At 56.8% G+C, this 12832-nt stretch carries 12 protein-coding genes; 2 read left to right on the top strand and 10 right to left on the bottom strand.

Going from position 1 to position 12832, the window contains the following annotated elements; all coding sequences use genetic code 11:
• Nucleotides 1-25: 25 nt before the first annotated feature.
• Genes H2O17_RS05870 through H2O17_RS05855 form a run of 4 tightly spaced genes read right to left on the bottom strand, consistent with a single transcriptional unit; the run spans nucleotide 26 to nucleotide 6325 of the window.
• Nucleotides 26-514 (bottom strand): hypothetical protein, encoded by a 489-nt coding sequence (locus tag H2O17_RS05870; RefSeq protein WP_182048838.1) that lies wholly within the window; start codon nucleotides 512-514, stop codon nucleotides 26-28.
• 60 nt (nucleotides 515-574) lie between these two features.
• Complete coding sequence (locus H2O17_RS05865; RefSeq protein ID WP_182048837.1) at nucleotides 575-3907, bottom strand: error-prone DNA polymerase; 3333 nt, start codon at nucleotides 3905-3907, stop codon at nucleotides 575-577.
• Nucleotides 3900-5465 (bottom strand): DNA polymerase Y family protein, encoded by a 1566-nt coding sequence (locus tag H2O17_RS05860; RefSeq protein ID WP_182048836.1) that lies wholly within the window; start codon nucleotides 5463-5465, stop codon nucleotides 3900-3902. Before H2O17_RS05860 ends, H2O17_RS05865 begins: the two co-directional genes overlap by 8 nt.
• A complete protein-coding gene (locus H2O17_RS05855; RefSeq protein ID WP_182048835.1) occupies nucleotides 5462-6325 on the bottom strand; it encodes a hypothetical protein in 864 nt (287 codons plus the stop codon). Before H2O17_RS05855 ends, H2O17_RS05860 begins: the two co-directional genes overlap by 4 nt.
• A gap of 272 nt (nucleotides 6326-6597) precedes the next feature.
• Between H2O17_RS05855 and H2O17_RS05850 the strand changes: the two genes are divergently transcribed.
• Both H2O17_RS05850 and H2O17_RS05845 read left to right on the top strand, forming a co-directional pair.
• Nucleotides 6598-7128 (top strand): YbhB/YbcL family Raf kinase inhibitor-like protein, encoded by a 531-nt coding sequence (locus H2O17_RS05850; protein WP_182048834.1) that lies wholly within the window; start codon nucleotides 6598-6600, stop codon nucleotides 7126-7128.
• A gap of 33 nt (nucleotides 7129-7161) precedes the next feature.
• On the top strand, nucleotides 7162-7635 hold the full coding sequence (locus H2O17_RS05845) for a tRNA (cytidine(34)-2'-O)-methyltransferase (protein WP_182048833.1): 474 nt from the start codon (nucleotides 7162-7164) through the stop codon (nucleotides 7633-7635).
• 49 nt (nucleotides 7636-7684) lie between these two features.
• On the opposite strand, the gene H2O17_RS05840 is transcribed toward H2O17_RS05845, so the two are convergent.
• From H2O17_RS05840 to glgA, 6 genes are all read right to left on the bottom strand, one after another.
• Entirely contained in the window at nucleotides 7685-8002 is a 318-nt protein-coding gene (locus H2O17_RS05840) for a helix-turn-helix domain-containing protein (protein WP_182048832.1), read from the bottom strand.
• 98 nt (nucleotides 8003-8100) lie between these two features.
• Nucleotides 8101-8958 carry a TrmH family RNA methyltransferase gene (locus H2O17_RS05835; RefSeq protein WP_246311167.1) on the bottom strand — a complete coding sequence of 286 codons (858 nt, stop codon included), beginning with the start codon at nucleotides 8956-8958 and terminating at the stop codon, nucleotides 8101-8103.
• Nucleotides 8959-8964: 6 nt separating this feature from the next.
• A complete protein-coding gene (locus H2O17_RS05830; protein WP_182050853.1) occupies nucleotides 8965-10083 on the bottom strand; it encodes an SPFH domain-containing protein in 1119 nt (372 codons plus the stop codon).
• 25 nt (nucleotides 10084-10108) lie between these two features.
• Nucleotides 10109-10543: an NfeD family protein gene (locus H2O17_RS05825; RefSeq protein ID WP_182050852.1), complete on the bottom strand. Its 435-nt coding sequence runs from the start codon at nucleotides 10541-10543 to the stop codon at nucleotides 10109-10111.
• Nucleotides 10544-10643: 100 nt separating this feature from the next.
• Complete coding sequence (locus H2O17_RS05820) at nucleotides 10644-11426, bottom strand: ABC transporter ATP-binding protein (protein ID WP_182050851.1); 783 nt, start codon at nucleotides 11424-11426, stop codon at nucleotides 10644-10646.
• 10 nt (nucleotides 11427-11436) lie between these two features.
• Complete coding sequence (gene glgA / locus H2O17_RS05815; RefSeq protein WP_182050850.1) at nucleotides 11437-12690, bottom strand: glycogen synthase; 1254 nt, start codon at nucleotides 12688-12690, stop codon at nucleotides 11437-11439.
• Between the last annotated feature and the right edge of the window lie 142 nt (nucleotides 12691-12832).

Here is a 12832-nt window from a genome sequence, read left to right as displayed (position 1 = left end):
CGCCAGCTACGTGGAGATTCTTCATCTAACGATCTTCCGTTGGACGATCCTCGCTATTGTCGAGCCCGCTTTCCCCTGCTAATTCGGCATCCTCCACTTCGTCGATAAGGCTTGCTGCAAGGATTTCTGATGAAAGATGGTCAAGCCTCTTCTCAAGGCGTCGCTTCTCCACCATACGTTGTTGACGCCCCATCGCCTGAAGGACTGGCAGAGCATGCTCAACCGCTTCGAGTTCCTTGCGCCAAGCGATGGCTTGGTGTGCCACGTCAGAGGTGTTCGCAGACGCATAGAGGTACGTCACTTGATCGCGTAGAACACGACATCTCTGTTCGAATCCGCGCGGAGACTCCTTCTTGGTGCCTACGACTTTGCTGAATCGATGTGACATGGACTCAAATGCTCCGGGATTATCCCTGATCATTCGCTGGAGCTGCGGGGCCAGTTGACGCGCGATCGCAGCGACCATTGGACCTGCTTGAATGGCCAGCTTGATGAACTTCATGTACTTTGCCAAGAATGCACCTTTCGTCTGTGTGTCAGTTTACCGAGCTTTGATGGCATCGTCTGCTCACGGCTACCGGAAGTCGCGTGATGGTAGCGCCACGGTCAGTGGGAGCGGTTCCAAGCTATCAGCCACGAAGTTACTTGCTCCATCTCCCCTCTCAACCATTCCACGAATGATCAACCCATTGCTGTGACGCGCGACCTCGCGATAGCGCTGCCACAGTCCGTGCGAACAGACCACGTTGAGAAGTCCTGTCTCATCTTCCAGCGAGATGAAGGTGACACCCTTCGCGGTATGCGGACGCTGCCGGTGGGTAACAATTCCGGCCACTCGAACACGAACTCCGGCCTCCGTCTCTGTCAGATCACTAATTCGCAGTACACCCACGCGGTTGAGGTCCGCACGCAGGAACTGGGTGGGATACGAGGAGACTGAGATGCCTGTAGAACGGATATCCGCATCTGCGGCTTCCGCTTCGGTGATGCTGGGAAGGCGTGGAATGTCGCCTTGGGGCTCAGTTCCCGGGATCGTTGGCTGAAACCACATGCCATGTGCTGCGCTGCGATCCTCAAGAGCATGCGCCAGCCAGATTCCTTCGCGCCGCCCAGTTCCAAGAGACCGCAGTGCACCGGCTGAAGCCAGCCGTTCAATTTCTTCTTGAGTGAGACGAGCGCGCCTAGCCAAATCTGAAACACCAAGAAAAGCTGCCTCATCGCGTGCGCTAAGTATCCGTTCACACGCACTACCGATTCCTTTGATTGAAGAAAGCCCCAGGCGCACTGAACGTGAAGGATCGGCGGTAACCAGCGGATGCGCCGTGATGGGACGCGGTTCGCTGAGCTCAATACTGGCCTGTTCCTGTGATGCGACGACGTCGGGAGGCAGAACACGCACGCCGTGGCGCCGAGCATCTGCCACCAAGGTTTGCGGTGAATAGAAGCCCATGGGTTGTGCGCATAGTAACCCCATGTAGAACTCTTCGGGATGGTGTACTTTGAGCCATGCGGAGGCATATACGAGGTACGCGAATGAGAAGGCGTGTGATTCGGGAAAGCCAAACTCTGCGAAGGCGTGTAACTTGGAATAGATCTGTTCTGCGATTTCCTCAGTGATTCCGCGCTCGATCATGCCTGCGAAGAGATCTGCCTTGAGGGCCTCCATCCGCTCGTGGGAACGTTTTGACCCCATCGCTTTGCGTAGCTTATCTGCTTGAGCAGGACTGAACCCCGCTGAGTCGATGGCTATCTGCATGAGCTGTTCTTGGAAGAGCGGCACACCTAAGGTCTTTTCGAGTGCTGGTATGAGGCTCGAATGTAGGTAGGTGACTTCTTCTTTACCATTGCGGCGGCGTATGTATGGGGATACCGACTGCCCTTGAATGGGGCCTGGCCGAATAAGTGCCACTTCTATCACGATGTCATAGAAAGTGGATGGGCGCAGGCGCGGAAGCGTCGCCATCTGGGCGCGGGATTCCACTTGAAACACTCCGATGGTGTCGGCCTCTTGGAGTAGAGCGTAGACGCGTGGGTCTTCCTGCGGAAGATTATGGAGGCCAAGTGATTTGCCATCTTCTCCAAAGATTCCCCTAGCTTCCAAACGCGTGAACGCGAGGCGCAGCGCAGTGAGCATTCCAAGTCCAAGCAGGTCAAACTTCACCAAACCTGCTTCGGCGCAATCGTCTTTGTCCCATTGAAGTACTGTACGTCCGGGCATGCTGGCCCATTCAACTGGGCACACGTCAATGACTGGACGGTCGCAGAGCACCATTCCACCAGAGTGGATACCGAGGTGGCGTGGAAGGCGTTGGAGGCGTGCAGCGATTTCTGCCACGTCACTAGGTACCGTGTTGGTATCCCATTTCTTTGTGAAGCCAGCTTGCCTCCCAACGGCGGCAACTTCTTCTTTCTGTTCGGCGGCAGCACGTTCCTTTGTAGGATCGAACGTTTTTCCTTTGGTACGCGGAACGCGGTGTTCTACGGATTTAGCCCACTTGTCTGATTGGCCTTGGTCGTATCCAAGTGCCCGCGCTGCATCCCTAATGGCCGAACGCGGGCGATACGTGATGACGTTGGCCACCTGAGCAGCACATTCGCGCCCGTAGCGTGCGTAAACGTGTTGAATGACTTCTTCGCGCCGTCCCGATTCGATGTCGACGTCGATGTCGGGTGGGCCTGAACGGCCCGGCGATAAGAAACGTTCAAAGAGCATCTTGTGCCGAACGGCGTCCACTGCGGTTATGCCCAATGCAAAACAGACAGCCGAGTTTGCCGCTGATCCCCTCCCTTGGCACCAGATTCCTTGGCTGTGGCAGAATGCCACAATTTCTTCAACGATAAGGAAGTATCCAGGAAAACCAAGCTGAAGAATGACATCTAGTTCGTGATCTATCTGCTTCCATGCCTGAGGATTTTCGTTTCGTGTTCCATAGCGCTCTGTACCTCTTTGTGAAGTGAGTTCTTGCAGCCATGTGGCTTCCGTGTATCCCGCAGGAACTGGAAACAATGGGAGTTGTGGGGCCACGAGTGCCAAATCGAATGCGCATTCTGCCCCGAGGTGCGCAGCCGCCGCAATTGCCTCCGGATGATCGCAGTGGAGTGCAAGCATCTGAGCACCAGAGCGCAAGTAGGAACCATTGGCTGGAAGGTAAGGGTTGATCTCTTCAAGCTTCATACGTGATCTGGTTGCTGCGAGGACATCCGCCACGGGACGGTCTGATGGCCGGGCGTAATGAACATTCCCAGTCACGATTGCTTCCACGCGAGCGGTAGCTGCAAGTTCAGCAAGGATGTTGCAGCGCTCGCGATCCAGCGGAGACCCTGTAGCGGTCAGTTCCACTGCTACGTTTTCCTTACCAAATACGTCCGCGAGTGCCAGAATTTCTTGAAGTGCGGCGTCAGCTCCAAACACTCCTGAATGGCTTTCCAAAGCGCGGCGTACTGCTCCTTTTCTGCATCCTGTGAGAGCCACCCATTTTCCACCGCCTGCTTGCCCTAGCACTTCCTGTGAGTAGTAGGCACTCCCCTTCTTTCCACTGGAAAGCATGGCTTCACCTACAGTGCGGGAGAGCCTTTGGTAGCCTTCGGCATCGCGAGCTATGAGCAGGAGGTGGTCGCCTTCGGGGTCTGGAGAATCCGTCCGGCGGGTATCCGTGTGAAGTGTTAGTTCCGTGCCAATGGCAACCGGTAGACCGGCGTTGCGCGCAGCGGCGGCAAGTTGGACCACCCCTGGGAATCCTGCATGATCTGTGAGGCAGAGAGCTTCCAATCTCAGATCGCAGGCGCGTTCCACGAGTTCGTTAGGCATGGACGCGCCGTCTAGAAAGCTATAGGCAGAGTGACAATGAAGCTCTGCGTAGGGCACAGAAACTGGAGCTGAGTGTAAGAGTGAAGGAGCCTCACGCATAGAGCCCCTCCACATACCAAGCTTCATCTTCTCGATAGATAAGGGCCGCCACACTTTCGGAAACCGTTTGGAGATAGGCCCGCCTGCTTCTGCGCGGATCCCACCAACGCTGCTCAATGATCCACGGTCCGGCAAAATCGATGATGGGCTGTGATACGTGTTCCTCAAGCATGCGAGCGGGCCTAATTTCTCCGGTGCAGCCATCCGAGCAGGCCAGCATGCCATCCCCTGTCACGATGAGTGAATGCCCGCAGTAGCCGACAAGATCAATGTGGTGTGGATCTGGAAATACTATGGTCGGTGCTGGGTGGGGAACTGCTCCCGGCCATGGCAACGAAGCCGCGGTGGCACGCGAAGGAGCTTCACTCCATGATCGTTCCGCGAACTCCTCGCGCGGAGTCCGCCCTCCCATCTTCTCAGCGAGGTGAACGGATTCTTCCCCTAGCAGGGCTTGCATACGGGCAGCTGACCGGGAAGCTTGTTCATCTCCAACCGTGCGCCCGCCCCACAGGGTGTCAGGGCGTTGACCTGACACCTGCAGGTCTGACATCAATAATTCGAGTCTAATGATGTCAGAGCCCTCTTCGTCGCTTGCTATCCAGCTGCCTAGTTGCCAACGTACTCTGTCGACGACGTCGCGGACCCCACCTCCCTCAATGAGCCAGGAGCGTTCATACTGATTGCCGTTTTCTAGTGCGGCTGAGATAGTCAGACGCCCGCCTCCGAGGTTGCGGGCTGTCATTTCCTCACCGAGTTCGCCAGCCAACTCTTTGGCAGCAAATGCCGCCGAATCAGTGGTGTGGAGTGGTGGTTCAAATGAGCGCGAACAGGTGAACTGCGCCGGCGAACGCCCAGTTACTTCTAACGGAGCGTCATTCCCGGAAGCCAGTTGCCACAGTGTTAAGCCGATACGCCCGAAGCGTGAACTTAAAGCGGGCGCACCAAGTTCACGCACTTCCCCTACTGTCACAATTCCAAGTTTGCGTAGAAGTTCGAGACACTGGTTAACATCACTACGTGCTTGAGCCGTAGAGAAGGGCATAAGAAGCGTCTTAACCGGTTGGTTGACAATAAAGGGCAACGATGCCCCAGGTTGAAGGACTGTTCCCGTGCGGGCCGCCAAGAGTGTAGCGAGTGTGCCTTCGCCAAATCCTACGTAGGATTCACAACCTGCTACATCCGCCACTTCACCAACGATTGCCTCAGCAAGGAGCTGCGGACTCCCTGCAGAACGTATGGCCCCTCGAGCTGCAAAGATGACGGTACCGGGTTCCATAACAGTAATTCGGGCAATGTGACGATCTAGGGCGCGCAAGACGGGTTCGAAGCGGCTCGCATCACGTTCACGGTCTGGAGATAGGAGCGTCGCTTCCGGACAGGCTGCGTGGGCTGCACGCCGCCCCATGCCAACGCGTATGCCTGCTGCCCGTGCCCATGAGTTGGTGGCCAAAACCCCGCGCCCTGCGCACACTGCCGCCGCAGTGTGCGCAGGCACTTCTTCCGCAAGCTCTGCTGCCGTAACGGGCCAGTCAGGAATCCACACACTTCCGTACATCATGGCGTGACCACCCGCAGAGCCGGGCGACTTGTGGGAGCCGAACGCTTCCGCTGACCCGCATCCCCGCGTTGAGGCAAGACTTCAAGGTGTGCCACACCTTGAAGCGAGGAAACTGCGGGAGATTCTTCATCCACTTTCCAGCCAGAGAGGTCCATACGCACACGGCAAGGACGCACCCCCGCACGCTCAAGTTCGAAGTGGACTGCTGAGATGTGGCCACTTCCATTGTGCACGCCCTCAACTCCTAGGAACCGCGACATAATACGATCACGCGCATCCCAAGATTCGGCGATCAAGAGTGTGCCGCGTGACAAGGCTCGCTTAGCCATCACTCTTCGTTCCCGGGCGTCCAAACGGATATCCCTGCCAACAATCACCGTATCAAACCCGTCAATAGCGGCAGAAAGAGCTTGTAGCACAGCTGGCCCTTCAGTTTGTGAAACGCACACCGTACGTGCCACGTCAATTCCTAGCCCGGCCGCGCCAGCCCATCCCATGTCTGGGATACCAAGGCAAGCGGTCCAAGCTCCTAGCTTGCTAGCTACTCCCGCCATAAGAAAGGCCGCAAAACGAGCTCCATGAATGGCGAAGGTTGTTCCCTTCACCAGTCCCCGCGGAAAGAAAAAATCTAGTTCTTCAGGTACTTCCCATGTACCCGATTGATCCCCCCACGGTGCAGCGGCATGCTGTTCTGGAACGGATTCCACCGCCTGACGCGCCAGTGAACCCTCTGTGACCGCATCTGCGACATTTCGCGATATGCCTGATAGGAATGGGCTTCTGGCCGAGGAGAGGCCTACAGATTGCTCCGCATGTAACAATGCAAGGCGCGCCGCTTCCAATTTGCCTGACGTTTCCATTCCCCACCCCTTTCGAACGTCTGTTCGATTTATAGCGTATGCCGAATTCGCGACAGATTTCCATTCAGAGTTTCATAGCTCCCCACCAATGTCAGACGGCGCATAGAAAACTGCTCGACGACGTCGAACAGCAATCCGTACGTCACCATCACCCCCACATCCGCACCACCATTACCCCAAGTAGTCAACACATCACATGTGCATCAGCTACATCTGCCAACGCGGCGGACAACCTCTTCAAATGTGATGACCCTCTGACCTAGTCTGGTGACATGGATCTCACTCGCCCCGTAGCACCTGACCCGTATGGCCTTCTCCCTAAGGTCCCTTCCTTCACGCTGCAAAGCGCGGACCTCGTGGACGGCAAGTCCATGGCCCCGCTTCACCGTGCTGCTGGGGGTAACACGTCTCCACAACTCTCATGGCACGGCTTCCCTCCTGAGACCGAAGGCTTTCTCCTCAACTGCTTTGACCCAGATGCCCCCACGCCCGCGGGTTTCTGGCACTGGACGGTTGTGGACATTGATTCCTCCATGACCTCACTTGACCAAGGTGCCGGTCAGTCAGACCTCACACTCCCAGGAAGCGCAATCCACGCCCGTAATGACGGGAACCAATTTGATTACACGGGTGCCGCACCACCGCACGGCGACCACGCTCATCGCTATATCTTTGCCGTACACGCCCTTGATGTTCCCACTCTGGACCTTGACCCGCGCTCAACCACCCCCACAGCAGTGGCATTCGCAGCTCTGTTCCACACGATCGCCCGCGCTCGGCTAACCGTATTCGCTGCCGAATAGGCGGCTCATCCCCCATACGCGTAGCATATGGGGGTGTTTCATATCGTCTTCTACGAACCGCGCATTCCCGGCAATACTGGCGCAGCGATCCGCCTAGCAGCCTGCACTGGTTCAACACTTCATCTAGTGGAGCCGCTCGGGTTCGACTTCTCCGATACTCACCTCAAGCGTGCCGGCCTCGACTACCACGATCTGGCCAACGTGCACATTCATCCGAACTTTGAGGCACTTGTCGAAGAACTCGAGGGTCATCGCATCTTTGCCTTCACCGGGCACACTGAAAACAACTTCGCACACGAAGAATTCAAGCCTGGCGACGTCTTGCTTTTTGGCCCCGAACCAACAGGGCTTCCAGCCAAAGTCATTGCTGACGCCGCCATCACCAAGGCGCTTCGCATCCCGATGATGCCGCACTTACGTTCTCTCAACCTCGCCAACTCAGCGTCTATTGCAGTTTACGAAGCGTGGCGTCAGAACGCCTTTGCAGGTTCAGCCGACTTCTCATAGGTCACAGCACTGCGCCTTGACCCTCAGAACTCGTCTTGGTCATTGACCCTCAGAACTCGTCTTGGTCATTCAGACTCTGACCGTGCGCGCGGATCACGTCATACCCTTCGGAAACACTATGAAGCAGGTCCTCAACAGGCATTTCAAGGGCATCAGCTAGCCGCATCAGCGTGTATAACCTCGGATTCACAGCCTTGTTGGTCTTACGATCTGAGCGAGCCGATTCCATAAGTTGATAGTGATTGCGGTCAATGTTGGCCCGCAATGCCACCTGTTCCTGCGACAGCCCCAATTCGTGCCTTCTGGCGCGAAGAATCTGGGCAAAGAGCGTAGCAAGCTCCTTTTCAACAGGAGAAGATTCCAACATAGACCAAGATTGCGGAGTATACCCAACATCGATCGACGGGGTATACCCCGCACGCAATACCGGTCTAGCCAGCACCTTTCCGCCTTGCTGGACGGTCTTTAGTCGCGAACCCGAAGCTCCCAGCACACCACTGCACTCGCAGCGGCCACATTGAGCGAATCGACGTTTCCGCCCATGGGAATGACCACGCTGTAGTCGGCCGCGGCAATCGTGTGGTCAGTCAATCCATCACCCTCGGTTCCCATAATGAGGGCAACTCTTGAGTCCCGGCCGTTGCACACCGGGAGTTGTGAAAACGCATCAAGAGAAAGAGAATCATCTTTCAGCGCCAGCGCAGCAGTAGTGAACCCAGCTTCCCGCAGGCGTGGGATCGAGTCGGAGAGCTTTCCAATGCGCGTCCACGGCACCTGGAACACCGTTCCCATGGATACCCGCACCGATCTGCGATACAGAGGATCTGCACAATCCTCGGTCACAAGTACAGCATCGATTCCAAGTGCCGCCGCCGATCGGAAGATCGCACCCACATTCGTGTGGTCCACGAGGCCTTCTAGTATCACCACGCGGCGCGCCCCATGCCCGGCACGAGCGCCACGGAGCAAGCTAACTGGTTCGGCCAAGCGTGGCCGATTCATAGCGGCTAGCGCACCGCGATGAAGGTGAAAGCCGGTGATCTGTTCGAGTGTTGGCTCGTCTGCCACAAAGACTGGCACATCACCTCCGTCTGGGCTGCCACACGCCTGCTCAATCCACGGAGTGAGTTGGTCCAGCCATTTGGGTGCAGTGAGGAACGAACGCGGGACGTGGCCCGCTTCGATCGCCCGCATGATTACCTTGGAGGACTCTGCCATGTAGAGTCCTCGCTCAGTTTCCAGCTTGCGACGCAGGGCCACGTCCGTCAAATGCGTATAGTCTTCTAGCCTGTCACCCTCGAGCGAGTCGATTGAGATGAACAAACGAAATTATTCTCCTGGGAGGTTGGGACGCTGACCTGCCTCGGCACCTGGGTCGAATGAATGACCAGATCGAGTTCCAGATTCAGTTGCCTCTGTGGTGGCACGGCCTGCTTCGTCTTTGGCATCGGCCAGCGCGCTGTCGAGGTCCGGCAACGCCGTTGACTTGAGCGTGTCGGTGATGGCCTGCTCCCCCTCTTTTAGTATCGCACCTTGGCTTGAAGCCCCGGGAGTGTAATCCGATTCGCCAGCGAAGCCCTTGGTGACGGCATCGATGGCAGATGTGAGATCCGAGGGGATCACCCACACCTTTGAGGAACTCGAGTTAGCGATCTGTGGCAAAGTGCGAATGTACTCGTATGCCAAGAGCTTCGGGTCGGCATCCCCGCGATGAATTGCATCGAACAGTTGGAGGATGGCCCGAGATTCGCCCTGTGCGCGCAGAATTGTTGACTGAGCTTGACCCTCGGCGCGCAGAATTGCCGACTGCTTTTCTCCTTCAGCCTGCAGAATTGCCGACTGCTTGACGCCTTCAGCCGTCAGAATGGCTGCGCGGCGGTCACGTTCCGCCTTCATCTGCTGCTCCATCGCAGCCTGCACACGAGCCGGCGGATCAATGGCCTTAAGTTCAACGCGCGAGACGCGAATACCCCAACGCCCAGTGGCTTCGTCCAGCACTCCTCGCAGCTGACCATTGATTTGGTCGCGTCCAGTCAGTGCCTGCTCCATGTCCATCGTGCCGATGATGTTACGCATGGTAGTGACAGCGAGCTGCTCGATACCCTGCATGGGATCAGCGATTTCATAGGTAGCGGCCTCGGGATTGGTCACTTGGTAGTAGATGACGGTATCGATTGACACGTTGATGTTGTCCGAAGTAATCACAGTCTGTGGTGGGAACGGGACAACCTGTTCACGCATGTCGATGCGCTGGCGCTGCGTATCCAAGAAAGGAATGAGGAAGTGCAGGCCCGGCTGAAGGGTCTTGTGGTAACGCCCCAAGCGTTCGACGATAACCGTGAAACCTTGATGCACCTTGAAGATCGACCTGAAGAGCGCGACCACAACAAGCAGCAAAAGCAGCAGGAGCAGCAACAAGATTATGTTGTTTCCAGAGATTAGTTCCATATTTTCCGCCAATCGCAGATGTGTTTTACGGTTCTTCCGGGGAACGGACTTCTACTACGGCAACAGCGCCATCGATCTTGACCACGACGACGTCGACATCCTTAGCAATCGTTGGGCCGGTGGTGCGAGCAGACCAGACGTCTCCGCCGATCTTGACCCGGCCAGCATCGGAATCCACGATGGTCAACGTTTTGGCAGATTTGCCGACCTGCCCGTATACGTTGCCCATCGCGGAGCCTTTCGGATTGATGTGCCGCTTGGCCCATGGCCGTGCGAAGGCAACCAGCACCACCGAAATGATGGAGAAGGCAATGATCTGAATGACCAGACTGCCTGTTGTAGCAGCCACTCCAGCGGTGAGTAACGCAGCACCCGCCAACATGAGGAAGGTGAAGTCAACTGTGAAGGTCTCGATGATCAGACAGACAATCGCGATGATCAGCCAAACTAGCCAGCTCATGGGGGCCTCCTTCAGTTATGGGCACAAAATGGCGTCCTGCATCACAGTCTACCGGGTGTGGGCGCTGATCCCACGTACAAACACAACAAGGACTCGAGCTTTACTTGGCCCGGGCATTAAATCTCCCACCTGCGGATTCAACAGTGAGGGGCAGCCCGAACACCTCGGAAAGATTCTGCGAAGTTAATACGTCGTTGATAGGTCCAGCTGCGTACGTGCGCCCGTCCTTGAGCAGAAGGCTATGAGTGAATCCGGCAGGGATCTCTTCCACATGATGGGTGACCAAAACGAGTACAGGAGCATGTTTTTGTGCTGCGAGTTGGCTGAGGGAAGCTAACAATGACTCACGCCCACCCAAATCCAGCCCGGAAGTCGGCTCATCGAGCACGAGTACCTCAGGATTGGGCATGAGAGCACGCGCTATGCCCACCCGTTTTGTCTCACCTGAGGAAAGCGTGTGAAACACCCTGTCCCGTAGCTGCCCCACCCCGAGCTGGTTGAGGAGAAGGTCTGCACGGTCTGTGTCCATGGCGTCATAGGTTTCGCGCCAACGCGCCAAGTGCCCGTAGGCGGCGGTGCGCACGACGTCGACCACCGGTTGTTCCCCAGGGATCCGCGCGTCCAGAGCAGCCGAAGCTACACCCACCAGAGGGCGCAGCTCATTGACGTCCACGTGTCCGAGTTGTTCGCCGATAATCGAGACCGTTCCGGTGGTCGGATGCATGCGCCCAGCCGCAAGTTGAATGGTCGTGGTTTTGCCTGCGCCATTCGGGCCGAGAATGACCCACCGTTCGCCGTCGTTGACCTCCCAGTTAATGCCGTCGAGGATATTGCGTCCTGCGCGGCGAACCGTCACATCTTTGAATTCAAGCACGTCTGCCATAGCGCTAACTCTAGTTCCTAGGTCCCATCCGTCCTGCGATGACGTCCTGATAGAACGCCATCGTCCTCACCGCGATTGACTCCCATGAGAAGTGTTCTTCCACTCGGCGCCGCCCAGCTTGCCCCATTTCGCGAGCGCGCTGCGGGTCTGAACACATCTCTTCCAATGCTGCGGCTAGGTCGGATTCGAACGTTTCAGGATCAAGTGGCGTGCCAGTGCCATCGTCGGCCTGTTCAATCGGAACAAGCGTTCCCGTGACGCCGTCTTCGATACAATCGGGAATTCCGCCGGTGTCGGTACCAACTACGGGCAGACCCACGGCCATAGCCTCGAGATTGACAATTCCAAGCGGTTCGTAGATGGAAGGCGTCACGAAGGTAGTTGAGCAGGCTTCAAGCTGGACGATCCGCTTCTGGGGAAGAACATCCTCAATCCACACAACTCCACTGCGAGTGGATTGGAGATCGGCTACCAGCTCGCGCATTTCTGCAGCGATTTCCGGGGTATCAGGAGCGCCTGCGCACAAGATGACCTGTATCTCAGGAGAAATTCTAGCCAGTGCCCGCACCAGCCCAGGAACGCCCTTCTGACGTGTAATGCGTCCAACGAAGACAATAGTCCGCTTATCGGGATCGAGTCCATATGTCCGGAAATACGCACGGGCGTCTTCCCATTCAGCGTCAGTACGCGGTGCGTGCCACTGCTCGAGATCGATTCCGTTGTGGATAATTCGAACCTTGTCTGGGTCGATGGCGGGATAGCACGCCAGAATGTCCTCACGCATCGCGCGGGAGACGGCCACAACACCGTCGGCCGCCTCGTATGCCGTTTTCTCCGCCCACGATGAAAGGTTGTAACCTCCCCCAAGCTGTTCGCGTTTCCACGGGCGCAGCGGTTCGAGTGAGTGAGCAGAGATGACGTGTGGCACCCCGTAGAGGAGTCCACCCAAATGTCCGGCGAGATTTGCGTACCACGTGTGGGAATGAACGATGTCCGCTCCCCTAACGTCCTCAGCCATGGCCAAGTCCACGGAGAAGGTGCGCAGGGCCGCATTAGCCTTTTCCAGCCCTTCAAGGTAGTCATATCCGTCGACGACGACGCCCGCAGGCACGTCTTGTAGTTCATCGGGGGACCGTTCGCCGTCAAATGCGCGCACATAAACGTCAGCATGCTGGCTGAGGACCCTAGCAAGCTCGGTGACATGAACACCCGCTCCGCCATAGACATGAGGAGGATACTCCCGTGTCAGCAAATCAACCCGCATTCGAATTCCTTCCTCGCGCCTGCACAATGCGGCGGACTTCCTCAGGATCACATGTGGAAAGGACTCGGGCTCGCCGTTGACGAGTCCGTCCCGCATCACTCTATCCCGAATTAGAGATCAGACTGTGCCAATGAGCACCACG

This window comes from Changpingibacter yushuensis (assembly GCF_014041995.1).
Taxonomy (GTDB): domain Bacteria; phylum Actinomycetota; class Actinomycetes; order Actinomycetales; family Actinomycetaceae; genus Changpingibacter; species Changpingibacter yushuensis.
Note: the sequence above shows the minus strand (reverse complement) of the source record. Positions and strands in the feature narration are given on the sequence as shown.